Origin of the sequence: Stieleria sp. JC731 (assembly GCF_020966635.1) — a bacterium.
In the GTDB taxonomy this organism is placed as follows: domain Bacteria; phylum Planctomycetota; class Planctomycetia; order Pirellulales; family Pirellulaceae; genus Stieleria.
The window spans coordinates 1,330,663-1,354,642 of the sequence record NZ_JAJKFQ010000001.1; the positions used below are offsets into that span (position 1 = coordinate 1,330,663).

The 23,980-nt window shown below is 54.3% G+C and carries 21 protein-coding genes and 1 riboswitch; of the genes, 14 read left to right on the forward strand and 7 right to left on the reverse strand.

Features of this window, described 5'->3' with window-relative positions; translation table 11 throughout:
• Positions 1-90: 90 nt before the first annotated feature.
• The 3 genes from LOC67_RS04340 to LOC67_RS04350 all read left to right on the forward strand — a co-directional run bounded on the left by LOC67_RS04340 (position 91) and on the right by LOC67_RS04350 (position 4,573).
• Entirely contained in the window at positions 91-1,002 is a 912-nt protein-coding gene (locus tag LOC67_RS04340) for a sugar phosphate isomerase/epimerase family protein (RefSeq protein ID WP_230261285.1), read from the forward strand.
• A gap of 197 nt (positions 1,003-1,199) precedes the next feature.
• Entirely contained in the window at positions 1,200-3,167 is a 1,968-nt protein-coding gene (locus LOC67_RS04345) for a CRTAC1 family protein (protein ID WP_230261286.1), read from the forward strand.
• The gene (locus LOC67_RS04350) at positions 3,164-4,573 is read left to right on the forward strand and encodes a tetratricopeptide repeat protein (RefSeq protein WP_230261287.1); all 1,410 of its coding nucleotides are present in this window, start codon (positions 3,164-3,166) and stop codon (positions 4,571-4,573) included. Before LOC67_RS04345 ends, LOC67_RS04350 begins: the two co-directional genes overlap by 4 nt.
• A gap of 44 nt (positions 4,574-4,617) precedes the next feature.
• Here the strand turns inward: LOC67_RS04350 and LOC67_RS04355 are convergent, their stop codons facing one another.
• Positions 4,618-6,192 carry an autotransporter domain-containing protein gene (locus tag LOC67_RS04355; protein WP_230261288.1) on the reverse strand — a complete coding sequence of 525 codons (1,575 nt, stop codon included), beginning with the start codon at positions 6,190-6,192 and terminating at the stop codon, positions 4,618-4,620.
• A gap of 689 nt (positions 6,193-6,881) precedes the next feature.
• Here LOC67_RS04355 and LOC67_RS04360 point away from each other — a divergent pair.
• Positions 6,882-8,018, forward strand: a complete 1,137-nt coding sequence (locus tag LOC67_RS04360) for a DUF1559 domain-containing protein (RefSeq protein WP_230261289.1) — start codon at positions 6,882-6,884, stop codon at positions 8,016-8,018.
• A gap of 59 nt (positions 8,019-8,077) precedes the next feature.
• Positions 8,078-8,497 carry a carboxypeptidase regulatory-like domain-containing protein gene (locus LOC67_RS04365; protein ID WP_230261290.1) on the forward strand — a complete coding sequence of 140 codons (420 nt, stop codon included), beginning with the start codon at positions 8,078-8,080 and terminating at the stop codon, positions 8,495-8,497.
• Positions 8,498-8,696: 199 nt separating this feature from the next.
• Here the strand turns inward: LOC67_RS04365 and purD are convergent, their stop codons facing one another.
• Positions 8,697-9,992, reverse strand: coding sequence for a phosphoribosylamine--glycine ligase (purD, locus tag LOC67_RS04370; protein ID WP_230261291.1), 1,296 nt, complete (start codon positions 9,990-9,992; stop codon positions 8,697-8,699).
• A gap of 1,015 nt (positions 9,993-11,007) precedes the next feature.
• Between purD and LOC67_RS04375 the strand changes: the two genes are divergently transcribed.
• The 7 genes from LOC67_RS04375 to LOC67_RS04405 all read left to right on the forward strand — a co-directional run bounded on the left by LOC67_RS04375 (position 11,008) and on the right by LOC67_RS04405 (position 16,973).
• Positions 11,008-11,799, forward strand: a complete 792-nt coding sequence (locus LOC67_RS04375; RefSeq protein ID WP_230261292.1) for a methylamine utilization protein — start codon at positions 11,008-11,010, stop codon at positions 11,797-11,799.
• Positions 11,800-12,009: 210 nt separating this feature from the next.
• Positions 12,010-13,374, forward strand: a complete 1,365-nt coding sequence (locus LOC67_RS04380; protein ID WP_230261293.1) for a cytochrome c — start codon at positions 12,010-12,012, stop codon at positions 13,372-13,374.
• On the forward strand, positions 13,371-13,547 hold the full coding sequence (locus tag LOC67_RS04385; protein WP_230261294.1) for a hypothetical protein: 177 nt from the start codon (positions 13,371-13,373) through the stop codon (positions 13,545-13,547). Before LOC67_RS04380 ends, LOC67_RS04385 begins: the two co-directional genes overlap by 4 nt.
• Positions 13,525-14,634: a COX15/CtaA family protein gene (locus tag LOC67_RS04390; protein ID WP_230261295.1), complete on the forward strand. Its 1,110-nt coding sequence runs from the start codon at positions 13,525-13,527 to the stop codon at positions 14,632-14,634. The genes LOC67_RS04385 and LOC67_RS04390 overlap by 23 nt, the downstream gene beginning before the upstream one ends.
• A 21-nt stretch (positions 14,635-14,655) precedes the next feature.
• Positions 14,656-15,699 carry a protoheme IX farnesyltransferase gene (locus LOC67_RS04395; RefSeq protein ID WP_230261296.1) on the forward strand — a complete coding sequence of 348 codons (1,044 nt, stop codon included), beginning with the start codon at positions 14,656-14,658 and terminating at the stop codon, positions 15,697-15,699.
• A 151-nt stretch (positions 15,700-15,850) separates the two neighbouring features.
• Positions 15,851-16,516: an SCO family protein gene (locus LOC67_RS04400; RefSeq protein WP_230261297.1), complete on the forward strand. Its 666-nt coding sequence runs from the start codon at positions 15,851-15,853 to the stop codon at positions 16,514-16,516.
• 1 nt (position 16,517) lies between these two features.
• A complete protein-coding gene (locus tag LOC67_RS04405; protein ID WP_230261298.1) occupies positions 16,518-16,973 on the forward strand; it encodes a DUF420 domain-containing protein in 456 nt (151 codons plus the stop codon).
• 123 nt (positions 16,974-17,096) lie between these two features.
• Here the strand turns inward: LOC67_RS04405 and LOC67_RS04410 are convergent, their stop codons facing one another.
• The 3 genes from LOC67_RS04410 to LOC67_RS04420 all read right to left on the reverse strand — a co-directional run bounded on the left by LOC67_RS04410 (position 17,097) and on the right by LOC67_RS04420 (position 20,176).
• The gene (locus LOC67_RS04410; RefSeq protein ID WP_230261299.1) at positions 17,097-17,462 is read right to left on the reverse strand and encodes a DUF1844 domain-containing protein; all 366 of its coding nucleotides are present in this window, start codon (positions 17,460-17,462) and stop codon (positions 17,097-17,099) included.
• Positions 17,463-17,515: 53 nt separating this feature from the next.
• A complete protein-coding gene (locus LOC67_RS04415) occupies positions 17,516-19,156 on the reverse strand; it encodes a CTP synthase (protein ID WP_230261300.1) in 1,641 nt (546 codons plus the stop codon).
• Between the two features lie 195 nt (positions 19,157-19,351).
• Positions 19,352-20,176 carry a 3-deoxy-manno-octulosonate cytidylyltransferase gene (locus LOC67_RS04420; protein WP_230261301.1) on the reverse strand — a complete coding sequence of 275 codons (825 nt, stop codon included), beginning with the start codon at positions 20,174-20,176 and terminating at the stop codon, positions 19,352-19,354.
• Positions 20,177-20,273: 97 nt separating this feature from the next.
• Positions 20,274-20,589, forward strand: a riboswitch (cobalamin riboswitch).
• 240 nt (positions 20,590-20,829) lie between these two features.
• On the opposite strand from LOC67_RS04420, the gene LOC67_RS04425 reads away from it, so the two are divergent.
• Positions 20,830-21,645 (forward strand): DUF1559 domain-containing protein, encoded by an 816-nt coding sequence (locus LOC67_RS04425; RefSeq protein ID WP_230261302.1) that lies wholly within the window; start codon positions 20,830-20,832, stop codon positions 21,643-21,645.
• Positions 21,646-21,696: 51 nt separating this feature from the next.
• The gene (locus LOC67_RS04430; RefSeq protein WP_230261303.1) at positions 21,697-22,569 is read left to right on the forward strand and encodes a DUF4465 domain-containing protein; all 873 of its coding nucleotides are present in this window, start codon (positions 21,697-21,699) and stop codon (positions 22,567-22,569) included.
• On the opposite strand, the gene LOC67_RS04435 is transcribed toward LOC67_RS04430, so the two are convergent.
• On the reverse strand, positions 22,566-23,447 hold the full coding sequence (locus LOC67_RS04435) for an NAD-dependent epimerase/dehydratase family protein (protein ID WP_230261304.1): 882 nt from the start codon (positions 23,445-23,447) through the stop codon (positions 22,566-22,568). The genes LOC67_RS04430 and LOC67_RS04435 overlap by 4 nt on opposite strands.
• A 214-nt stretch (positions 23,448-23,661) precedes the next feature.
• Positions 23,662-23,856: a Flp family type IVb pilin gene (locus LOC67_RS04440; RefSeq protein ID WP_230261305.1), complete on the reverse strand. Its 195-nt coding sequence runs from the start codon at positions 23,854-23,856 to the stop codon at positions 23,662-23,664.
• Between the last annotated feature and the right edge of the window lie 124 nt (positions 23,857-23,980).

Consider the following 23,980-nt stretch of genomic DNA (forward strand, 5'->3'; position numbering starts at 1 on the left):
GCATTAAACTGACGCTCGTTATCGAGGGCACACGTACTTCTCCCCTGCCCTCCCCTTCACGATCTTTCCCACCGTGTCTCGGGCTTACCAATGATCTCTCTCGACCGCCGCCGGTTTTTATCTTTGACCGCAGCAACCGCTGTCTCATCAAGCTTTGTACAACAGGCCAAGGCCGAAAGCTCTGAACCGTTGAAGTCCAATCCGATCGCGGTTTTTACCAAGCCATTCAATTCGCTTTCATTCGACGAGCTTGCCGAATCGATCGCGGAACTTGGATTCGACGGCATTGAGGCCCCGATTCGCAAGGGAGGCCATATCGAACCGGCCAATGTTGCTGACGAATTGCCGCGTTTGGTCGAAGCCCTCGATAAGTGCAAGTTGAAGGTGACGGTCTTAACATCGGACATCAATGACGCCAGTGACCCGGAGTCTCAGAATGTGATTCGGACCGCGGCCACGCTAGGCATTAAACGCTACCGGATGAAATACATGAAGTATTCATCAGATCAACCGATCGCAGACCAACTTGCGAACTGGAAACCGCAGTTCGAAGACTTGGCCGCACTGAATCATGACTATGGTGTCATCGGGCTTTACCAGAACCATGCCGGTGTGAATTACATGGGCGCATCGATTTGGGATCTCGCTCAGGTGCTCGAGGGCATCAGCCCAACGGACATCGCGATGGCCTATGACATTCGGCACGCGACCGTCGAAGGTGGAACCAGCTGGCCAACCACCTATCAAATGATCAAGGACCACATCGATACGGTCTATGTAAAAGACTTTGCCTGGGAGAAGGGAAAGGTTGTCAATGTCCCACTGGGCCAGGGGCTGGTTTCGGAGAAATTTTTCGCGATGCTGAAAGCGGATAGTTTTTCCGGTCCAATCTCGCTGCATGAAGAGTACCTGGACCACCGTCCGGCAGAGCTGGTGCCGAAGCATCTTGCAGCAATCAAAGACGACATGGGGCTCTTAAAGTCTTGGCTGGGCCGAAGCTAGGCGGCATATCGATGGACGTTCATTGCGATCATTCGGCTGTCCTGCCACGCGTGGTAGGTCATACAACCACGCGCTGCGAATTACAGGATTGATCTTGTCTTCGACGGTTCGGCACTCTATAGCCGGATGTGATTTGCCACCTGAATCCGGAATCGGGGTGGGCGAATTGACCGCTGCCCCGCCGTCGAAAAACAAATATGCCCCACCGCGTCCTCCCGGCGTCGTTTTCGACGTCGGCATTTTTGCTATTTCTGCGAATCACCGCAAAGTGGTTTACACGCATTTGGACCGCCAATCTTGGGCGCTTTAGTCTCGCTCAAGTGTTCGTCTACTTCGTCGCTGCGGGCATGCTGTTGGCAAGTGGCTGTGATCAACGCTCGGGGGAATCGATCGACCAGATCGAAGATTTGTCACGGGGCGGATTGGCTGAACCTACTGTGACTAAAGAAGGTTCGATCGGTAGCGGTGCAGTTGATCGATCACTGGAAATGTTTTTTCAAGAGGTACCGACCTCATCGGGTTTTGATTTTCAGCACATCGCAGGGCGAACGCCGGACTATCGGTACTTTGAGATCGTCGGCAGCGGAGCAGCGTTGTTTGACTATGACAACGACGGTGACCTCGACATCTATATTGTTCAGGATCACCAGTTCGAAGACTTTGCTAAACAAGAGTCACAGGAAAACGCAAGCGACGCTGATGCGACCTCTGCAGCAGTCACGTCGACACAAGCCGGAGCTCGGCAAAGCGACCGTTTGTTCCGAAACGATTCACCACAAGGTGATCCGAATGCGGCGTTGAAGTTCACGGATGTCACTGGCGAAAGCGGCGTCTCGGTTTCAACTGGGTACGGACAAGGTGTGACGTACGGGGATGTGGACAATGACGGTGACCTTGATGTCTATGTCACAAACTTCGGCGAGAACGTGTTCTTACGCAACAACGGCGATGGAACATTCGGCGACGCGACCGTAGAGAGTGGCTTGCGGTCGGATCGTTGGGGCGCCGGAGCAACTTTTATTGATTATGACCGAGATGGCTGGTTGGACCTCTATGTTTGCAACTATGTCACCTATTCCGCTAGCACGGACAAGCCATGTTTCGGGGCGAGTGGTCGGCGGGACTACTGTGGCCCCAATAGCTATGACGGCGAGGCCGATCAACTTTTTCGCAATGATGGTCGCGGACACTTCATCGACGTATCTGAGCAGGCCGGAATCGCTGGCGTTTACGGTGCCGGGCTGGGTGTGACTGGTGCCGATTTCGATGGAGATCAGTGGCCGGACATCTATGTCGCCAACGACGGAATGGAGAATCGGCTCTGGATCAATCAAAAAGACGGCACGTTCCAAGATTCCGCATTGTTATTTGGATGTGCGTACAACGCTGTTGGCGTGGCTGAGGCCGGTATGGGAGTCGACGCCGGAGATTTCGATAACGATGGGGACGAAGATCTGATCGTTGCGCATCTGACCGGCGAAACCAACACGCTTTATGAAAACGATGGGAGCGGAGGATTCTCCGATCGCACAAACTTGGTCGGCTTGGCAGCACCGAGTTTGGCCATGACCAGTTTCGGAATACGTTGGGTCGATTTTGACAATGACTCCAATTTGGACTTGGTCGTTGTCAATGGAACCGTGAAGCGAGAAAACGGAACGATCTCGACAGATCATTCCTTCCCACTAGGCCAGCCCAATCAAGTTTTCCAGAACACCGGAAAACAGTTTGTTGATGTTAGCGACCATACGGATGCGACGTTTCGCAAGTCTGAAATGAGCCGCGGACTTGTCGTCGGTGATTTGGACAACGATGGGGATTCGGACTTCGTTGTGGTGAACAATGATGGTCCGGCACGTTTGTATCGAAATCAAGTTGGACATCAAAAGCCATGGATAGGGCTACGGCTTGTTGGTCAAGATGCAAAGCGTGATCAAGTTGGAGCTGTCGCAAAGTTGAAGTCATCCAGCGGACAAGTGATCAAGCGACGAGTTCGCAATGACGGCAGCTACTACTGCGCACATGACAGCAGAGTTCTATTTGGTGTGCCGAGCGATTGGATTGTTTCAGAATTGGAAGTGGAATGGCCGGATGGAAATACCGAACGTTTTGATCCACCCGCCATTGGACGCTACACCACCATCGGGCAAGGAAGCGGTCGATGAAACGAACATGCGAAATACGGAAGTCACGCCTCGTTTTGACATTGGCGTGCAGTGTTGGTGTCTCTGCCCTGCTCGGTTGTGATTCGGCTAGCGTCGAAAAAAATGTGAACCGATCGGCAGAGACATCCAAGGAATCAAGCGATCTGATGTTTGACCAAGAACGATTTAAGATGGTCGGCAAACATCAGATACCAAGGCTGCAAAACCCGTCAATCGAACCATCCATCGTCCGGCAAATTGAGGATGTCGAGTCGCGTTTCGCCACGGTGAAGCCGGAGAAAACAGCCGACCTATTTGGCGAGTTGGGGATGATTGCACATTGCTTGGAAAGCTTCCGAGCGGCAACGTACTGCTATTCTCAGGCCAAGGCGAATCAACCCGATGATTTTCGATGGTATTGCTTGGTAGGCCATGTCCATCGCGTGCAGGGCGAAAGTGGTCGAGCGATCGCAGAGTTAACCGAAGGGCTGAAGCGAATCAGCAAGACCCAACCGGAAACCATGCCTGCAAGGCTTGCCGCGATGTGCTGGTTGGGGGAGATCCAATTGACGGCCGGTCAAACAAAAAGTGCAAAGGCGTGGTTTGACGAAGTATTGGCCATCACTCCCAACCACGCCTTTGCACTGTATTCGCTCGGCAGGATCGCTGAGCAAGAAGATGATTTGGTGACCGCCGAAGGTTATTTCAAGCGAGCTTTGGATATTGATCCTCGCGCCAGCAGTATTCAGTTTTCTTTGGGGACGGTTTATCGGCGTCGGGGGCAGTTGGAATTGGCAACCAAGTTGTTGGAATCAAGTGTCGCCAATCGTCGACCCTATGGCCCTTATGATCCTTTGCTTTGGGCCGTTGAGTCATCGCTGAAAAGCCATCGGCGATATCAGTTTATTGCGGATCAGAACTTCAAAGCGCAGCAGTACCCTCAAGCGATCGAGTTTTATAGACGGGCACTAGCGATGGAAGCCACCGACGAAGCCATTTCGCAAACGCACTGCAACTTGGGTAGCGCCTTGGCAAAAATTAATGACGTTGCCGGTGCGATGAAACACTGGAAAATCGCCGCAACAATGAATCCGACGCATGTCGAAACGCTTCTTAACCTAGGTGCCGTCACCATGGCAACGGGGCAGTTCGAAAAGTCAACTGAGTTGTACCGGGCGGTATTGACCCAGCAGCCGGAGCATCGAAAAGCACGTTTACGACTGGCGCAATCACTGCAAAAGTTGTCCCAGTATGACGAAGCATTGAGCCAGTTTGAACGTTTGTCGAAGCAAGATCCCGGTAACCGGCAGGCATGGCTAGGCGTTGTTGAGACCAATCGACAACTCGGTCGTCATGAACTGGCTCAGCAGATCGCCTCGAATCATGGCGTCGCTGATGCTGATTCTGATCCGGTTGCCAATCGCTAGTTCGACAGACACATCACAGTCGCAGCACTTCTAGTGCTAAGGAATTACCATGCAAACATGAGGCCGCCTTGGCCGCTGTGTTGATCATGCTCTGAAGTGAACTGTGCATCGTAGTCGGCATAGAGCGTTACACCGGAACCGGTTGCGTATGCGAAGCCCACGCCCAGGTCCAGGAAGTCACGACCAAGTTCCGCGCCGCTGATCGCGAGCGCGTTGCCACCGACGAACTGAGAGCTGAGCGTCTGATTGGTATCCGCAAATTCGTGCGCGTAAGCGATCCGGTAGATCGGTGCCAGGGATCCGCCAAGCACACACATGTTCTTCGAGATGCTTGTTCCGATGATTCCTCGAGCGGAATCTACGTTGTCTTCAGCGACTTGTAGATTGGAACTGGCTGCTCCAGTTTCGGTATAGCCGTCGTAGCTCATTCCTACATATTGGAATGCCAAGTGTGGTTGGACTTTCCAATCCCCTGTACACAAGGTGCGCCCGAGTTCGAAATAGCTCTGGAACGAATCGCTATCGGTGGAACCGAGAGCGTTTCCTGTTAAGGTTGATCGGTAGGTGTCAAAGTCGCCGCTGCTATAGCCCAGGATTCCTGAAAAATATCCGTTTGCAGTCAGTTGACGACTCGCATAAACCGCGAATCCGAGAGAATCAAGTTCGACGTTTCCGGCGTTACGGCCGCCGTCGGCATTGAAGTAGTTCCCGGCCAGGCCCAGTGTTGTAAAGCAATCAACTTGACGCTGGGCACCGAAAGCGACGCCGCCAAAATCGTAGCTGAAACCGTTGTCAACCGAGCCTTGTGCTCCGAATCCGGAAACCCAAGCTTGGGTCTTGAGCACCTTCCGTGGCTTGTAGACTGGGTTTGTGTGGTAAGCGACTTGTTGGATCTGGTTAGTCGAAGGTGCTGTCGAAACCAGCCGAATCGGGTTCTCGTCGACTGCAGGTGCGGCAGAAAACTGAGCGACTTGATGTGCGTATTGGCGAGCACTCGTCGGCACGCCGCCTCGCAGTCGATTGGCGAGCAGATCAAGAAACTGACTCGTGGCCTGGACTTCGAGCAGTGAGGATCCGGCAAGCACATCTGCAAAACTTGCATCCTCTGTCGGAGCTACCGCCACGAATAGCAATTGCCAGAAATTTAGCGTTCCGGAATCTCCACCGAACGCGTCATTCATTTGCAGGGTCCACGTGCCCTGCGCGTCTTCACCATTGAATGCCGAGAGTGCTTCGTTGGGAGAATAGGTTCCAGGAGGGATTGGGTTGCCCGAACCGAAATTCATATTCGGTGAGTCGTCATCAAAACGGTAGCCGCCGTTCTGTGCATTCGCGGCGGCACCAACTTTATCAAATAGATTGACGTTGGTGCCGTTCGGGGAGATGACAGTTGCGCTGATATCCCCGTTGAACGTGTGGTTGTAATCAATGTTGACGTCGAGATCCGCGATGTTGAACGAGTCAGCAACCGTGATCGACGAAACCGTGGTGCCTGTTGTCCCCGAGGGAGGCAAGCGGAGAGGCGTATCGGTTGAGGTGAAGGTTTGGGCGGAAACCGGTGCTCCAACCAGAGCGAGCATCCCTGCCAGCGCAAGACGTTTCAGGGCTTTGTTAACCATGGCCGGATCCTTCCTCACCAAAAGCTGCATGGGGCCACGTTTAGGTTGCCAGGGGCAGCCAAACGGGCGAATTGATTGAAGTCAGCGGATTGCTGTCGGATTTGCTATCGGGTGAGGGTTTACCCTCACTGGTGAGGATTTCTTTGCCATCGACTCACTGGAATAACCGGTCCAGTCTACGTTTTCGTTGCGAGTGGTCTTCGGATAGTTCTGCGGCTCATCGGGAGTTGCAGGAAAACGTGCGTTCACGCATGAAAGTAATCCATTGCCCTACATGCACTTAGGGGGTGCTGATTACCACGTTTTTTGCTGCGATGGCCTAGGAGTTGAGCACGCTGCCTGATGAGCGTGCTCTCGCTGCGCGGCGGCGAAAAATCGTTCGCAAAGGTCAATCGCGAGAAACCATCTAAGTTCCTTGAGAAGCGATTTGGCTAAGTCACTCCAATGTGAATTAGAGCCAATTGAAGTGAAACGATTTCCCTTAGTGAGTTTCAGGCATGCTCAAGCAGAGTCAATTGAGCAAATCCAAGTTGATTGGCATTGGTTTCGCGTAGGGGTGTCAACGCAAGCCAAAGAGCTGGTCACCTTCCACAAGCCAGCTCACTTCATCGTGCATCAGCTCGGTCGAGCTCACGTCACTCGATGCTGATGCGTTTCATTGTCACGCCTTGGAAACCTACCGAACTCTTATGATGGATCAAACTCTCAATCCACAAACGGACCATTGTTCGACATCCAGAGATGTCAAACGACCTGCCCAAAGAATCCAACAACGTCCAGCGTTTACGCTGGTGGAATTGTTGGTCGTGATCGCGATCATCGGGATCATGGTTGGACTGCTACTACCGGCAGTTCAAGCTGCACGCGAAGCCGCTCGACGAATGCAATGTTCCAACAACCTGAAACAGATCGGGCTTGCAATTCACAACTACCATGGGCAGTTCAAGCAGATGCCTGCCAACCATGGTTTGCGCACGGACTTGATTCCCGGGCAAACGCCGCCGTCGGGGCCCTCTTGGATGACAGTCATTTTGCCGCAGTTAGAACAAAGCGCCGCGGCCGAAAAACTGAACTTTAGCGGGACAGACTTTAGCGAAGACTCCATCTATCCCAATCGCAACTGGGAAGTGATGAGTCAGACACAGGTTCCCACCTACAACTGTCCTTCGAGTGCGTTGGAGCGTTTTCGGTTTCAAGAAACGAGCCAAGCGACTCGAGATTTAGATCCGGATGCACCCAACAGCTATCAAGTGCAAATTCCTGACTACGTCGCGACCGTCGGCTACTACAACCCTCCGGGATCAAACACGTTTTCGTGGGATCGTTACTACGCTGGTAAAGCAACATGGTCCTGGGGATGGCTGCAGGACGACGGCTATATTTCGATGTTGAACAATCGATTTAGCGAACGCCGATTTTCGAGCATTCTTGACGGTCTAAGCAACACGATTGCGGTTGGTGAGCACGGTTCGGAACTGCAGCACTTCGATGGGAAGCGTGAAGATTCGCGTCCAGGTCGAGGCCCGGGTGGTTTTTGGGCTGCACGTCCAATGCACTTCGCATGGAGTGCTTATCACGGCAAAACGGCAAACGTCACCGTTCCGAGATATCCCAACAACAGTCTGTACTCGGGGAACTGGACGCAGAACGGCGAGCACACGTTGCATAACGGTTTTCGTTCACAGCACATCGGCGGCGTCATGTTCTTGCTCGGTGATGGTTCGGTTCGATTCATCTCCGACAGCATCGACTTTGACAACATCTTCACCGCACTGAATGGCCGCGCCGACCACTTCAACTTCGATCAAACCTTCATGGCTCAATAACGATGCGTGTTGATCGACGTCCCACCTCAAATCCCACCTACCCTTTCGACCAAGGTCAAATGAAATCCAAATTGGCTTCTGTTTTGTTTTTGCTCTCTCTATCAAGTTTTGCCGTGACCGGATGTGGTCCCGGCGGACCTGAATTGGGCCAGATTGAGGGCAAGCTGACGATCGACGGCGAGCCCGTCAAGAACGGCAGTATCGAGTTTGTTCCCATCGGTGGTGGACGCCCTTCGTTGGCACTGACGAACGAAGAAGGCTTCTACACCGCCTATTACCTTCCCAACCAACCCGGTGCGTTAACTGGTAAGCATCGGATTCGTTTTGAAGTTGCCAAGGGAAAGCCTGGCGATCCCGGATTGGTCCGACCCAAACGCAATGGCAAGCGTCCAACTGGGGAAGTGAAACTAGAACCGAGCGAAGTGGAAGTCGTCTCCGGTGAAAACGAAATCAACTTTCAATTGGTTGATGCAACCTAATGTGACTTCTAAACCGGAGGGGCACCGGTTGATGTCGCGCCTATCGCGGCAAGCTTTTGGCAGCTTCGTTCATTGTGGTTGATGAGCGTGGTTGCCTGGAGCTTGCCGCTTTGCTTTTGATTGGTCGCTTCGTGCGAGACTATTCGGCGTTGTTCTCCAAGCAATTCAGAGAATGGCCAACCGGATATGACCGATGTAACTAGCTGCCCTTGATCGCTTTGTCGCTGATGTCTTTTCGGCACCAGGCACCTTGCCAACGAATCTTTTTGACGGCGGTGTAGGCGTTCAACTTTGCCGTGCTGATGGAATTGCCAATCGCGGTAACGCCTAGAACACGGCCACCAGCATTGACGACCTTTCCGTCCTGTGTCGTGGTTCCGGCATGGAACACTTTGACGTCCTCGACTTCGTCGGCTTCGGCAAGGCCAGTGATTTCAAGACCTTTTTCATAGCTGCCGGGATAGCCTTCACTGGCCATCACCACGCAGATGCTTGGGCGATCATCCCACTCCAGCGATCCGATTTCCGCTAGCTTGCCCTCGGCGGCCGCATAAAGGACTTCAAACAAGTCGCTTTTAAGCCGCATCAATAGCGGTTGGCATTCTGGGTCACCGAAACGGACGTTGAATTCCAATACCTTCGGGCCGGCACTGGTCAGCATCAGTCCCGCATAGAGAACGCCTTTGAAAGGCTTACGTGCGCGTTTCATGGCGTGCACAACGGGAACCAAGACATCGCTTTCGATGCGTTCAAACATCGCTTCATCAACGATCGGGGTTGGGCAGTATGCACCCATGCCGCCGGTGTTCGGACCTTGGTCACCATCAAAAGCTGGCTTGTGGTCCTGGGCAGCAGGTAGTGAGATGATGGTTTCGCCATCGGTGATTGCCAAAACGCTCGCTTCCTGTCCGATCAAACGTTCTTCGATGATCAGTTCGTTGCCCGCTTCTCCGAACTCTTTTTGACCGGCGATACGGTCGATCGCTTCCAGTGCGTCGCGCCGGGTCTCGCAAACGATCACGCCTTTACCGGCGGCAAGTCCGTCCGCTTTGATGACAACGGGAACCGGTTCGTTCGGTTCTGGATATTTGTCCTTGATGTATCTCGAGGCATCTTCGGTACCGCGGAATGTTCGGTAGTCAGCGGTGGGGACGTCCGCGGTATGCAGCAGGTTCTTACAGAACACTTTGCTGCCTTCCAGTTCTGCGGCGGCTGCGGAGGGGCCGAAGACTCGCAGGCCCGCTTCTTCGAACGCGTCGACGATGCCCAACACCAAGGGGGCTTCCGGGCCGACGACGGTCAAGTCGATCTGGTTTTTGGTTGCGAACTGAACCAAACCGGCGATATCGGTTGCTTCGATTTCGATGTTGGTTGCTTCTGTCGCAGTGCCTGCATTGCCTGGGGCGACAAACACCTTGGTCACCTTTGGGCTTTGCCCCAGTTTCCAAGCCAATGCGTGTTCACGACCACCGTTGCCAACAACCAAAACTTTCATCAAACCTACCCTAATGGGCCGAGCGAGGGGATACGAAGGCGTATCGGGAAGAGCTGCCAAGTCAAGCGAACTCGGAATTGGTGATCCGGAAAGTCGCCTGGCAGGACGCGAATTTATTCACAAGCTGTCCGCTGGCAATGCCAAGTGCCAATCTGCTGCACACAGTTTCTGCGCGGAGCGTTCCCCGTCAATCAGGTAGGGGGCGAACATGCGGGGTGTCGGGCAGGAGATTGGAGAGGGAGTCGGTGGGAAGTCGGCACGGCGGAGCGTGCCGGGTACTTTGGTGATAGTACCCATCACAGTCCCTTTGATGCCGGGCGTTGTTTTTGCTGGGGTGGGTTTTGTGGGAAGTCGGCACGGCGGAACGTGCCGGGTACTTTGGTGATAGTACCCGTCACAGTCCCTGTGATGCCCGGCGTTGGTTTTGTCGGGGTGGGTTTTGTCGGGAAGTCGGCACGGCGGAGCGTGCCGGGTACTTTGGGAGATAGTACCCATCACAGTCCCTGTGATGTTCAGGCGTTGGCTCTGCTGGGGTGGGTTAGTGGGAAGTCGGCACGGCGGAACGTGCCGGGTACTTTGGTGATAGTACCCATCACAGTCCCTGTGATGTTCAGGCGTCGGTTTGCCGGGCTTCCTCATGCATTGTTCATGACATGAAGACGTCTCCGAATTCGGATATCCCGTCTGATCGGTGACAAAAGCGGTCGTGATGGAAGTTAGGTTGACTTTAGTGTTCTTTAGCGGTGGACAAGAACACCTTTGTGCATATAATCCTAAGAGTCCCGCCGGGAAACGTTATCTGTCGCCATCTCTTCTTCCCACCTCCATGGCGACGCGGATCCCCGACGACTTGTTTTAAAAAGGCGGCGTCCGTCAGAGCTCCCCACTCCCTTGACGGTCGTCGCCTTATTTTTTGTCGTCATGTCTGTTCGTCTCCACACGTCAGCACTTCGCTTGCGTGGCTCGCGTGACTAAGATTGACGCGTCAAAAACTTCCCCACCCAGGAGTAGAAGTGTGAAACGTTCACTCTCGTTCTTTCAACGAATGATTGCTGCCGGTTGTGCTGTGGCAGCTGTTTCGGCGTCTGTATTAACTACCCCCGCTGCGGCAGAGACCGGAACGTTGCGGATGACCTTCAAGTTGAAGGGCGATGCGCCAAAGGCTGGCGTTGTCAATCCAAACGTTGACCAGGCTTTTTGTGGTAAGAACCCAATTCCAGATGAATCGCTTGTTGTCAACGCTGACAACAAAGGCATTCAGAATGTCATCGTTTACGTCTACACAGGACGTCGTGGCACTGAATTGCCAAAGATGAAGTTGGAACCCGTGACTCACGTTTTGGCCAATGAAGATTGCCGATTCGAGCCTCACGTGTTGATCGCGAAGAAAGGCGACACCATCAAGGTTACCAACCCTGATGAAGTGACCCACAACGCGAACTTCCAGTTCTTCAACAACCAAGCTCAAAACTTGACCGTGCCTCCGGGGCAGTTCGTCAACATCGAGCTGAAAGATTCTGAGCCAGCACCAACACCAGTGGCTTGCAACATCCACAACTGGATGAAGGCCCAGGTCTTGGTTGTCGACCACCCATTCGCCGCCGTCACCGATGAAAATGGCGTTCTGGAAATCAAAGGCTTGCCTACCGGCGAAGTTATTTTCCGTGCTAACCATGAAACCGGTTCGCTGAAAGACGTCATTGTCGACGGCAAAGACACCAGCTGGCGCAGCAGCCGCTTTGAAGTCGATATCAAAGCAGGCGTCAACGAAATGACTGTCGAAGTCCCAGTCGACGCATTCAAGTAGTCGATTGGTCTGATCTGTCGGGGGGAACCCCGCACACTGCTAATAAAGCCGGACTCGCGATCGTTCGTGGGGCCGGCTTTTTTCCTTGGCAGATGGGAGCGAATTGAAGCCACTGCGATCCCAGCGAAGCCACAGCGGCTCGGTAGCTGCGACAATTTTTTGCAATGACCAGGTTTAGCCAGTTGCCTTGGTTTCGGTTAGGCTACCGACATGAAAGCCTTGCGTACGATCTTCCCCGTCGTCGCGACCCTGGGGGCAGTTGGTTTGCTGCTCAGTGGCTGTGATTCGACGGTACAGCGATTTCCATCCAACCGCGTTCATCAGCTCGTCGTCCAAACGAGTCGTGACGTGGCGACCGATGCTGCGATGACGGATGTGCAGCAGGTGGTGACCACGTGGTTCGGAACGCCCAACGCGCCGGTTTGGCCAAGCGACTGGATCGAGAATAATGAAGGCAAGCGATTGGTTGATCTGGAAAACTTGAAGCGAGCTTCCGGGCGCGTTTACAGCGACAAACAAAACCGTCACTTCGGCTTGTACACCGAGCACTGTGTGACATGTCACGGGATTGCCGGTGGCGGTGACGGTCCGGCATCATTGCTACAGAATCCCTACCCCCGTGATTTTCGTGCTGGCGTTTTTAAGTGGAAATCGACCGAACGCAACGCCAAGCCGACACGTCAGGATCTGCAAAAATTGCTCGTTCGCGGCATACCTGGAACTGGAATGCCATCCTTTTCACGCGTCGACATCGACGATCGAAACGCCATCGTTGACTATCTGATCTATCTTGCCGTTCGCGGTGAGTTTGAACGAAAGTTGCTTTCCGATGCGGTGGATGAACTGGGCTATGAGGACACCAAGCCCGATGACGATGCAGATTTGAAGGCACTCGTTTCGATCACACCAGAAAGCGTCGCTGGCGGTTCATTGCCGGTCGCTTTGGAGGTCGCCCAAGATCGTCTGAACGAGATCGTTGGCGATTGGGTTGATGCCGACCAAAAGGTGATTCCGGTCCCCGAGGAGAGCAAGTTTGATTCGTTATCGGTGGATCGTGGTACGGCTTTGTTTCATGCCAAAGCCGGAGGGGTTGTGAACTGTGCTGGTTGTCATGGCCCCGAAGGCGATGCGAGCGTCACAACGGTTGATTTCGATGACTGGACCAAAGAGTTCACGACGAAGCTTTCAATTTCACCAGAGGATCGGGACGCGGTGAAACCGTTTCGAGCTGCCGGGGCACTGCGTCCACGTCAAATCTTTCCGCGAAAGCTAAGTGACGGCGTTTATCGAGGCGGTGCCCAGGGCGAAGCGTTGTATCGACGAATCGTGTCCGGGATTGCGGGAACCCCGATGCCCGCCGCACCGGTTGGTAGCGAAGCGAGTGAAAAGCAACTGTCGCCCCAACAGGTTTGGGATTTGGTGCACTACGTTCAGACACTCGGCGGCGTTCCGGTTCCGTCCGAAGGATCCTCGTCGGTGGAAACAAACGCGGACGTACCGCTGAACCGACCTGGTGATCAACAAGCCCCGGTAAAAGATGCACCCGTGCAAGACGAGACGGGGGCACAGCAATGACTCGAGACCACTATCGCAGTATCGGAGCGATCATCGGATTGGTTATTGGCTTCTCGTTGATGATTGCCATTGGTCTGGGAGGCGTGATTTACGGTGCCGTTTTCGGTGCAGGTGGGGCGCTGATTGGCGGAATCCTTGGCGAGCAGGTATATGGCCCACGTGATGGCAGGTAACTCGGTGACATCGATCAATCCGAATGAGCCACCGCAGGCATCGCCCTGGCTGCATCGTTTATGCGTGTTGGCGGTCTGTCTAGTTTGGCCGCTGATTTGGGTCGGCGGTTTGGTGACCACGTATGATGCTGGCATGGCGGTGCCGGATTGGCCAGGTACGTATGGATACAACCTGTTCTTGTATCCCATTTCGACGTGGATGTTTGGCCCTTTCGACCTTTTCATCGAGCATGGGCATCGCTTGCTGGGAGCCGTGGTCGGTTTTGTCAGCATCGCAATTGTCATTGCCGCGTTTCGGCGGGAGCAACGCAGCTGGGTCAGGGGGCTTGCCGTAGCGATCTTGCTGGCCGTTATTTCGCAAGGCGCGTTAGGTGGGGTGCGTGTTTTACTTAGTGACCGCACCATCGCGATGATTCACGGTTGCTTCGGACCCGTCGTTTTTGTGATGTGCTGTATCGCAGCCTCGGTAACAGGGCCTCGCTGGAATACCAGACTCTACCGCGAGAGCCATTGGTCGGGTGGGCGAAAGCTTGGGTGGTTTGTTGTCCTGGTCGGCGGGCTGGCCGTGTTGTTCAGCTACACACAGCTAGCATTGGGGGCACAGATTCGGCATGTCCAGCCTTGGACAACTCCGCGGATGTTTACCCTGTTGGTGGCCACACACATTACCAGCGCGTTTGTTTTGTGGGCTCTGACACCAGTTTTATGGCTTTTGGTGCGTCGATGCGGCGATTTGACGCTGTCCAGGCTTAGTGGTTGGTTGATATGGTTTGTGGGCGTTCAAATCCTGTTGGGAACGGGAACCTGGATCGTCAATTACGGATGGCCGACGGTGTTGGCCTTTTTGCCGGTTGGGCAAGGTTTTTTGGTTCAGTCCAAAGGGTTCATTGACTCGATCATCGTGACTGCCCATGTCGCGTTCGGGTCTTTGATTTTGGCGACGAGTGCGGTCGTGTTATTGCAGGTTTTTCGCCAAAGAAATTTGGCGAAGGCAAGTTCGTCGGAAACTCTGAGCGACGTCAACCAATCGAATGATCAGAGTGCGGGCGAGTCCGGCACGCGAGATACGGTCCTGGCATCGAATTAATTGCATTGAATCAAGCAGAGCATGTCTAGCAATCTCTTTATCGCCGAGCCCACCCTTGAAGTCGCAGGCCAAGGAGCTTCGATTGGGGGTGAGTGTTCCGTCGGGTTATTGGATGCCGAAGAGGCTCGTCGACCTGCATTCAGTCAGCGGCCGCAAGCTCGATCGGTTGATTACACCAGTGAAGCGGTTGCGGAGACACGTCTGATTAATGATTTGGTCCAGCTGACCAAGCCGCGGATCGTTGTCATGATTCTGGTGACGACCGTCGCGACAGCCATGGTTGCAGCTGGCGGTTGGGTTTCCATTGGGCCGTTGTGCCTGCTTCTGCTCGCAACCGCGATGGTTGCCGGTAGCGCCGGTGGTGCGAATCAGATTTGGGAACGCGTGATTGATCGACGAATGGCGCGGACTGCAAATCGACCACTGCCTTCATCGCGTATGTCGACAGCGTTGGCGACAGCCTTTACCGCATCAATCGGAACTTTGGGGACTGCGATACTTTGGTTGGGGTTTGGCTACGAGCCTGCTCTTGTCGGTTTGGCAACGTGGGTGCTGTATGTGTTTGCCTACACGCCAATGAAAACGCGAACCTCTTGGAATACGACGATGGGAGCGATCGCTGGGGCGCTGCCGATGTTGATCGGCTACACCGCGTTCGGCGGATCGATTAGCAGTTTGACCGGCTGGCTGTTGTTCGGTGTGCTTGCCGCATGGCAATACCCGCACTTCATGGCAATCGCCTGGCTGTATCGTCGGCAGTACGCCGAGGCTGGATTTTGCATGACGACCACCGTCGAGCCCACGGGGATTTCGGCGGCGGTGCAAAGCGTCGTTGGGTCACTTGCGGTAGCCGTTTGCAGCGTCGCGCTGTGCTTCCCCAGCGATTCGATCGTTCCATCGGCTTTGGCGACAGTCGCCGTTCTGGCAGCGACGCTGCCAATGTTCCGCGCGTCGGTCGGTTTTATGAAGAGCCGCGATGATGCTACCGCCCGACGTTTACTGCGATCGTCGTTGTTGGTTCTGCCAGCCGTCCTGGCGGTCGTCACGATGCGCGTCTTTTGGTGATTTTGACTAAGCTGCAGTCGGCGTGTCATGTGACGACAGCTCGCATTCAAGTTCTGCGAGTCTGGCGAGTTCAGCAAGTCTGGTGCGGTCAAACCAAGAAACTGGCTGATTTGAGCAGCTTGCTAAGAACATCAGCATCGAAAGGCGAACAATGAAGACTACCGGAAGTATCGTTTTGATCCTGGTCCTCGGGGTCGTTCTGGGGTTCATCGGTCGATCGTTTCGCCGTCCAGCATCTCCGCCCGGTCCCGCCCCAGGTGAGCCGGTCTTTACCAATGAGGTTGCTCCTGGTGAAGCTCCGTTGGTGACCGACAGTTCTGAAATTGAAAACGACGAAGTGATTCGGCCGGCGATTCCAGGTTTGCTGACGAGCTTTGAGTTGACCGAACGCAGCGGCAAAACCGTCAGTAGCGAAGATCTACTCGGTCAGCCCTATGTGGTTAGTTTTTTCTTTACGACATGCCCTAGCGTTTGTCCTCAGCAGAATCAAAAGTTGAAGATGCTTGCTGAGAAGTACAAAGGCAAGGGTGTGAAGTTCTTGGCGATCTCGGTTGATCCGGAAACCGACACGCCGGAAGTGCTTCGCGAATATGCTGCTCGGTTCAATGCCGATCAAGAGCAGTGGTTGTTCCTCACTGGTGACTTGCTCTACATCCGCCGTATCGCGGGTGATCTTTTCCAGCAGCCTGTCAACAAAGGTTTCCACACGGAACGGTTCGTTTTGGTGGATCCCAAAGGTAACGTCGAAGGTTTTTATAGTTGGCCGGAACCGAAGCAGTTGGAAAAGCTGCAGCAAGCAATTGATGAGATGATTTGAGATGTGGGAGACGCTCGCTACAGTTCTGCCTCACTGCACCGCACTGTTGAATACGTCGGCGACGATTGTGTTGGCGATGGCGCTTGTGAATATCAAGCGTGGCAAAGTGAAGGTTCACAAGAAGCTAATGCTGATCGCGTTGGGGATCAGTGCCGCGTTCTTGGCGCTGTATCTGCTTCACAAGGTGGCGCTGTTTCAGACCACAGGTGAACCCAATAAGCGATTCCCCGCGGATGCACCGCAGGCGGCTAGGTACACTTATTTTTCCATCCTTGGGACGCACTTGTTGTTGGCGATTTCGGTGCCATTCCTCGCGCTGCGTGCGGTGTACTTGGCAAAGAAAGGTCGCATCGTTGCGCACAAAAAGCTAGTGCGTTGGGCCTACCCGATTTGGATGTATGTCTCTGTGACCGGGGTTTTGGTCTACCTGATGCTTTACCAGCTCTACGCGGCATAGAAGCCGCGAATCGATGTCAAGAAGAAGCGGGTGTCAGTACCACTTTGGCTGGCCTTCAGTGGGGCCAGCTTTAATTGGGTGTCAGCTTGCGCCGGTTGCTTGCTGACTTGAGCTGACTAGGTACTAGGCTTTTGAGGCACCGACGTAAGCCATGCGAAGCAGGTGTAGGACTTCGTCGTACATCTTATCTTCTTCGTCTGTCGTGTTGCCTTTTGTCTTTTCCTGCAGCATTTCGAGGGTGTCGATGAAATGCTTGGCCATCATCAGGTCGGTCGACTTTTCGTTGGTGACCGGATTCGCCATCACACCCAGAGCCACCATCGCTTGGCTGTAAAAAGTGCTGATGAGCATGGCCAGTGAAGCTGGCGGCAGGTTGCCGGTGGGATCGTTCGATTCCGCTTGCTCCGCCGGGGCAGTCTTTTCTTGTTCGACTTGTGATTTCCAGTCGTCGTCGACAACCAATTCTGGATCGTTGTTTTGTTCGGACATCGATGGTGTAGTTAGGAACGAGTCGTTGAAATGGGGGCAGGTGTGCCGCTTGGTTAGCGATCGCTAACGGCAGGGTGGTCCGGTGAGCGTCGTTCGCTGGCGCGGTGGATGGCGGCTTCAACAAAGCCCGCAAACAGCGGGTGTGCTTGAAGCGGCTTGCTCTTGAATTCCGGGTGGTATTGTACGGCAACAAACCAGGGGTGGTCTGGCAGTTCGACGATTTCGACAAGGTTGCCGTCCGGGCTGGTTCCGGAGATTAGCAAGCCTTCTTTGGTGAAGGCATCTCGGTAGGCATTGTTGAATTCGTAGCGGTGGCGGTGGCGTTCGGCGACTTCTTCTTTGTCGTAGCACTGCCGAGCTTTGCTGCCTTCGGAAAGGATCGCCGGTTGGCTACCAAGTCGCATCGTTCCGCCCATTTGCGTGACGTTCTGTTGCTCGTCGAGCAGGCAGATGACCGGATCAGGTGTGTCTTTGTCGAATTCGCTTGAGTGGGCTTTTTCAAGGCCGCAGATTCCGCGGGCGAATTCGATGACAGCGCACTGCATTCCCAGGCAGATGCCGAAAAATGGGATGCCACGCTGGCGTGCATAGCGGATCGCTTGCACTTTGCCTTCGACACCGCGTTCGCCGAACCCGCCGGGGATCAGGATGCCGTCATAGCCGGATAGCAGCCGTTCGGCGCCTTCACGCTCGATGTCGCTACTTTGGATTCGGCCGATGCGGATTTGCGCCTGGTGGTGCATGCCGGCGTGGTCGATCGATTCGTAGATCGACTTGTACGCGTCTTTGTGTTCGGCGTACTTCCCGACGACAGCGATGCTTAGCTCGTGACGAGGGTTTCGCAGACGATGCAGCAGGTCCGTCCAGGGGCTGATGTCTAGGGCTTTGCTGGGAAGGTTTAGCCGTTTGACGATCAGTTCGTCTAGTTTGTTATCGACCAGAGAAATCGGTACTTCGTAAATCGAGAAGTCCTTGTCTTTCTCTTCGATGACAGCTTCCGAAGGCACGTTGCAGAACAGTGCGATTTTGTCGCGTTCTTCGCGACTGATCGAGTGTTCGCAGCGGCAGACGAGGATGTCCGGCTGGATACCGATTTCGCGGAGCTGGCCGACGGAGTGTTGCGTCGGTTTGGTTTTCAGCTCATCGGCAGCTTTCAAGTACGGCACCAGCGTCAGGTGCATGTACAGCACGTTTTCGCGTCCGACATCCTGAGCGTATTGGCGGATCGCTTCCATAAAGGGAAGGCTTTCGATATCGCCGACGGTCCCACCGATTTCGGTGATGACGACGTCCGTATCGTCGCTGGCCATGCGAGCGATTACGGATTTGATTTCGTTCGTGATATGCGGGATGACCTGAACGGTCTTGCCTAAGAATCGGCCTTTGCGTTCTTTTTCAATCACCGACAGGTAGATCTGTCCGGTGGTGTAGTTGCAATCCCTCGTCAGAGGACTGCTGGTGAACCGTTCGTAGTGACCGAGGTCCAAGTCCGTCTCGCTGCCGTCATCGAGCACATAGACTTCCCCGTGTTGATAGGGGCTCATGGTACCCGGATCGACATTGATGTACGGATCCAGTTTCTGCATGCGGATTCGCAATCCACGCGATTCCAGCAGCATTCCAAGTGAGGCGCTAGTCAGGCCTTTTCCGAGTGAGGAAACGACCCCACCGGTTACAAAGATGTGTTTCGTCATGGACGCGGATCATACCGCGCCAGATGCAAACGTGAAGGTGTGCCTTGCGCCCATTGTCGTCTTTCATCCGATGAACCAATCGGCAGGCGGTAACAGCCTGCAAAGGTGCAGGTGAACTCGCTCTACTGGCCGCCGATAGTCCCTCGCTTCGGTACTGTCGGAGGATGACGTTTGCGGAAACTTTTCAGCGATGGCTTAGCATGACATCGCGTTTTTTCGATTGCGGAAAGCTTCCAAATCCGCGGGGGTGTCGATGCCGGATGCCGCGGGCCCAACGAAGGCGACGGAGACCTTTTTACCTGCTTCGATCGCACGCAGTTGCTCCAGCTTCTCTACTTGCTCCAAATGGCTGGGCGGAGCAGCCGCAAACCAACGCAGGAATGAGGGGCGATACGCGTAGAGTCCCAGGTGATGCCAGTAGGTGGTGGGGGCTTGGCCGAGTCGTTCGCTGGCGTCGCCATCCCGGTCAAAGGGCACGCAGGCACGGCTGAAGTACACCGCCCTGCCCTTCTCTGCCCCGTTTGCGTGGATCGAGCCAGTGGGGGAATCGTCTGCCGATTCGGAATTCCACGGCGCCATCACGACTTTGACGATACCGGGATCGCCAAGTGATTTCGGATCCGTGATTGGGGTCGCCGCGGTTGAAAAGTCCGCATCCGGATCACCGATCAAGGCATCGGCAACGGCATCAATCGAATCGGGATCGATTTCGGGCTCGTCGCTTTGCACATTCACGAATAGGTCGACATCGGGCATTTGGGCAGCGACGAATGCGATGCGGTCGGTTCCACTGGCGCAGTCCGGTGGCGTCATGATCGAGCGGCCGCCAAAGGAGCTGACTTCTTCGGCCAAGCGAACGTCATCGACTGCGACGATCACTCCTGCGGACGCCGATTTGGCTTCGCTGGCAGCTTCATAGGTGTACTGCAGGACCGTCTTTCCTGCGACTTTTTGCAACAGCTTCTCTGGGAGTCGGGAGGAAGCCAGTCGGGCCGGTAGCACGATTTGAATCTTGGTCATGGACGGTTTGGATCGTATGAAGGCGACGGCAAGTGAATGATCGATCGATCCCGAATAAGTTGACAGGTCGCTGAAGGCAGTTTAACTTTCCGAGCACAACGGTTGGTGGTGAGACGGTCGATTTGTGTTTCGACCGTTTGAACAGGGAATGTGGTGTAAATCCACGACGGCCCGGCCGCTGTAACTGATGTTTGAACAATCTTGCCAGTGAATCACAAGTGGTCTCTGGCCGCCGTCGTGCAGACCACAGTCGTACAGGCAAATGATTGTTCAGGTGATCGCTCCACTCTTTTACGCCATTGTCCATGGCCCGTTTCGCCGGATTGAAGCGAATCGGCCAATGACGAGAAGGCGGGGCTTGAGGTCATCCATCATCGGGAGTCAGAAGACCTACCATCAACCGGACGCTCGTGGACCTTCTTGGGTGAGGTCAGCGTCAATTCGCAATTCACAAGATTCATCAGTCGTCCTGACAAACGCGATATGTCGCGCCGTGAATACAAGCTGTATTCGACGTCGCGGCAACGATCTCGCTGGCAACCGGTCCTGATTGGTTGCTGCCGTTTCGATCGAAATCGCTTGGTCCAGAATCGATGTGGTATTGCGGAGGCCCTATCGGCTGATTCCTGATCAGCGTTCGGTCATTGATGAACATGACTCATAAACCTCTGCGCTATCGTCGGTTTCGCGCCGTCAGTGGCTTCACCTTGGTGGAGCTGTTGGTGGTGATGGCGATTATCGGCATCTTGGTTTCACTGCTGTTGCCTGCGGTGCAATTCGCGCGTGAAGCTGCGCGGCAAGCGAGTTGTCGAAACAATCAACATCAGATCGGTGTGGCGCTTCACAACTACCACACCATTCATCGTTCGCTGCCGATCGGTTGTTTGGAATGGCGTGCTTGGGGACAGCCTGCCACGAGAAAGAACCTGGCATGGTCCGCGATGCTGCTGGGATGTCTTGGTGAGCAGACATTGTATGACGCGGTGGACTTCGAATCGGCTTTCGATTCACCAGCCAATGCCGAGGCGGCTGCAGTGCCAGTGGGAACCTATTTGTGCCCCACCGAAATCCCCGACTTCAACGGGCGAGCGGATATCAGCTATGGCGGGCTGTACGGCGAGCGTTTGGTCGACCGACGGAGCGACGATGGCCTGTTCCTGTATGACCGTGTGATCGCGTTTCGTGACTGCTTCGATGGCTTGTCACACACGATCGCGACAGGTGAGGACATGGTCGGGCCGAGCAGCGAATGGATTAATGGCGGCAACGTCTTCGTGCAGGCTCATCCGATTAACGACGACCGTGCTTTGGCGATCGATAACGAGATCCGGTCTTTGCATCCCGCAGGTGCCATGGTTTTGTTCTTAGATGGCTCTGTCCATCTGCTTAATGAATCACTTGATCAAATCGTCCTAGGGCAATTGATCACCCGAGACGGTCGCGAGGTGATTGCGGCCGATGCTTACTAATTGCGTACACATTTTTGCAACCTGATTGACCTTTAATTTGAAACTGAATCCATGAAACGATTTATTGTGCCTGCGATGACGATTGCCATTTGCCTGTTGCAGGCCGCAAGCGGAAGTGCAGAAACCGTGGTCGACTTTGAAGACCTGAATTCATACGACGCGACGCTTCCTGAAGTCTTTGGAATGCAAATGCTTGGCGGCGGCGATGTCTACAACGGCTATGGGCAAGACGCGCCCACCGGTGCATTCACCAGCAAGGGTGTCAGTTTCGCTACACAGCAATACGGCCCAGGTTTTTCCTACTCGCGTTATAGCAACACGACCGACCCAGGGTTTACAAATCAATTCGCAGCCTTGCCCGGTGGTGGGTCCGATGGCGCCGGCGGTGCAGTCGTTGGTCAGAACTACGCAATGGTCAACACCGGAACCGCGACAACACCAACGGGGCAATCGCTCAGTTCGGCTTCGCTGTACTTCGATGACCTTGTTGACTTGGCGTCGATCGACATTGCGAATGCGACTTACACCGCGCTCTATTTCCGCGACGGGATCGATGGATTCAGCACTGGGTTAGAATTCTCACCCGGTGACTTTCTGTCATTGACGATGACTGGGTTCGATGCTTCGGGCGTCAAGACAGGAAGCGAGACGATCGACCTTGCCCGTTTCGATGGTGCGGTTTTCGATACCGATGACTATCTCGAAGGTTGGCAAACGGTTGACTTGAGCGGTTTTGGGCAATCCAAGTCATTGGCTTTCTCACTTGAATCGAGTGACTTTGACACAACGTTCGGATTGAACGTACCTGCCTACGCAGCGATCGATAACTTGCGTTTCATTACTGCGATCCCGGAGCCATCTTCGTTTGCGTGTTTGTCTGTCGCGCTCGTTGGACTCGCGCTGCGTCGTCGTCGCACAGCCTAAGCGGCTAGCAGCTGTTCGACGGTGGAACGCAGCAGCGATTCACCGCCGAACCGCATGCCCAGTTTTTCAAGTTTATCGGTGACGATCGCATTCTTGGCTGTCTTCTGAGGGCCTTCGATCGTCGCCGAACTGCCGGTCAGTTCTTTCGCGATGGTAGCCACTTCGTAGTCGCTAATCATGCGATCGCAGCAGTTGAACGTTTCCCCGCTAATTTCGGCGTCGGCGTTCAATAATAGGTGGCAAGCTTTTGCGACATCTTGTGCGTGCACGCATTTGCTTCCGCCGGTTGCCGAAACGCTTTTGCCGGCGGCGACATTTTGAGCCAGTTCATACCACTTGGATTGGTCGATCGGGTTGGCTGCACCGTAGATCGCTGTCGGTCTTAAGCTGACGCTACACATCCTCGAATCACTGCCATAGTGATGGACCAAAGATTCCACAGAGGCTTTGTAAGCACCGTATAGCGTGTTGGGACGATGGGGATGTGATTCATCAAGCGGTTGTCCAGGCAGCACATCATCATGGACGGCACCGGAGGAGATGAAGACGAAACGTTTCACCCCGGCCTGCTTCGCCGCTTCGAGCAAACGCAGTGAGCCGGTTGTGTTCTTTTCCCAGTAATCGATCGGGTCGTCGCCAACTGCCAGGAACGATTCCCCTGTTCGATAAAGGCAACTGTGAATCACGGCGTCGACGCCTTCGACAAGCGGACCGGTCGTGCAAGGCGTACCGAGTTGACCGCTAATCCAGATGACTGGAGATTCATTGGCGGGCGGTTTTTCTCCGCGATGCCAAGCCTGAAGGTCATGCTTGGGGCTTAGCTCGTCGATCAAGTAACGGCCGAGAAAACCGGTCGCTCCGGTCAATGCGATTCGCATAAGAATGTTTTGAAGGGGGCAATCGAAGCTGATCCCTAGAATGTATCGGCACGACAAGGCGGAACCTAGTTCGGCATCGGCTTGACCGAGCGGTCTTCGCGCAGAGTTCATTTTTCAGTGCGGCTAGTATCGGTCCTGCCAAAAAAAAGAAACCGCCTGGACCGAGCAGCGGGACCAGGCGGTTTCTTGAGATTTAAAATGGATCAAGCCAGGGCTAGTTGGCCATCGCTCCAGCGATTGCCGCTCCTGAGTCGTCAAAGCTTTTTTGCGTTTCTGTGGCCAAACTCATGACTGATCCGATGCAGACAGCAACTATGAGGGCCAGCATCACGGCGTATTCCACCGCCGTCGTGCCGTCCTCATCTCGCATCAGCGAGATTGCGGAATGGATAAAGTGTGGGAATTTCATATCGAATATGGTTATTGAGTGATTTTCGCAGGGAATTGGGCGCAGCCACCGAAACATAGCCCACCAATCTGCGTAGATCCGTGCATCATGGCACGCAACCTAAGGGTGTAATAAAGAACAGTCA

Excerpts from the sequence above, each read along its gene's own strand:
- LOC67_RS04340 (WP_230261285.1), top strand. The coding sequence starts at position 91 with ATGATCTCTCTCGACCGCCGCCGGTTTTTATCTTTGACCGCAGCAACC.
- LOC67_RS04345 (WP_230261286.1), top strand. The coding sequence starts at position 1,200 with ATGCCCCACCGCGTCCTCCCGGCGTCGTTTTCGACGTCGGCATTTTTG.
- LOC67_RS04350 (WP_230261287.1), top strand. The coding sequence starts at position 3,164 with ATGAAACGAACATGCGAAATACGGAAGTCACGCCTCGTTTTGACATTG.
- LOC67_RS04355 (WP_230261288.1), bottom strand. The coding sequence starts at position 6,192 with ATGGTTAACAAAGCCCTGAAACGTCTTGCGCTGGCAGGGATGCTCGCT.
- LOC67_RS04360 (WP_230261289.1), top strand. The coding sequence starts at position 6,882 with ATGATGGATCAAACTCTCAATCCACAAACGGACCATTGTTCGACATCC.
- LOC67_RS04365 (WP_230261290.1), top strand. The coding sequence starts at position 8,078 with ATGAAATCCAAATTGGCTTCTGTTTTGTTTTTGCTCTCTCTATCAAGT.
- purD (WP_230261291.1), bottom strand. The coding sequence starts at position 9,992 with ATGAAAGTTTTGGTTGTTGGCAACGGTGGTCGTGAACACGCATTGGCT.
- LOC67_RS04380 (WP_230261293.1), top strand. The coding sequence starts at position 12,010 with ATGAAAGCCTTGCGTACGATCTTCCCCGTCGTCGCGACCCTGGGGGCA.
- LOC67_RS04385 (WP_230261294.1), top strand. The coding sequence starts at position 13,371 with ATGACTCGAGACCACTATCGCAGTATCGGAGCGATCATCGGATTGGTT.
- LOC67_RS04390 (WP_230261295.1), top strand. The coding sequence starts at position 13,525 with ATGGCCCACGTGATGGCAGGTAACTCGGTGACATCGATCAATCCGAAT.
- LOC67_RS04395 (WP_230261296.1), top strand. The coding sequence starts at position 14,656 with ATGTCTAGCAATCTCTTTATCGCCGAGCCCACCCTTGAAGTCGCAGGC.
- LOC67_RS04400 (WP_230261297.1), top strand. The coding sequence starts at position 15,851 with ATGAAGACTACCGGAAGTATCGTTTTGATCCTGGTCCTCGGGGTCGTT.
- LOC67_RS04405 (WP_230261298.1), top strand. The coding sequence starts at position 16,518 with ATGTGGGAGACGCTCGCTACAGTTCTGCCTCACTGCACCGCACTGTTG.
- LOC67_RS04410 (WP_230261299.1), bottom strand. The coding sequence starts at position 17,462 with ATGTCCGAACAAAACAACGATCCAGAATTGGTTGTCGACGACGACTGG.
- LOC67_RS04415 (WP_230261300.1), bottom strand. The coding sequence starts at position 19,156 with ATGACGAAACACATCTTTGTAACCGGTGGGGTCGTTTCCTCACTCGGA.
- LOC67_RS04420 (WP_230261301.1), bottom strand. The coding sequence starts at position 20,176 with ATGACCAAGATTCAAATCGTGCTACCGGCCCGACTGGCTTCCTCCCGA.
- LOC67_RS04425 (WP_230261302.1), top strand. The coding sequence starts at position 20,830 with ATGACTCATAAACCTCTGCGCTATCGTCGGTTTCGCGCCGTCAGTGGC.
- LOC67_RS04430 (WP_230261303.1), top strand. The coding sequence starts at position 21,697 with ATGAAACGATTTATTGTGCCTGCGATGACGATTGCCATTTGCCTGTTG.
- LOC67_RS04435 (WP_230261304.1), bottom strand. The coding sequence starts at position 23,447 with ATGCGAATCGCATTGACCGGAGCGACCGGTTTTCTCGGCCGTTACTTG.
- LOC67_RS04440 (WP_230261305.1), bottom strand. The coding sequence starts at position 23,856 with ATGAAATTCCCACACTTTATCCATTCCGCAATCTCGCTGATGCGAGAT.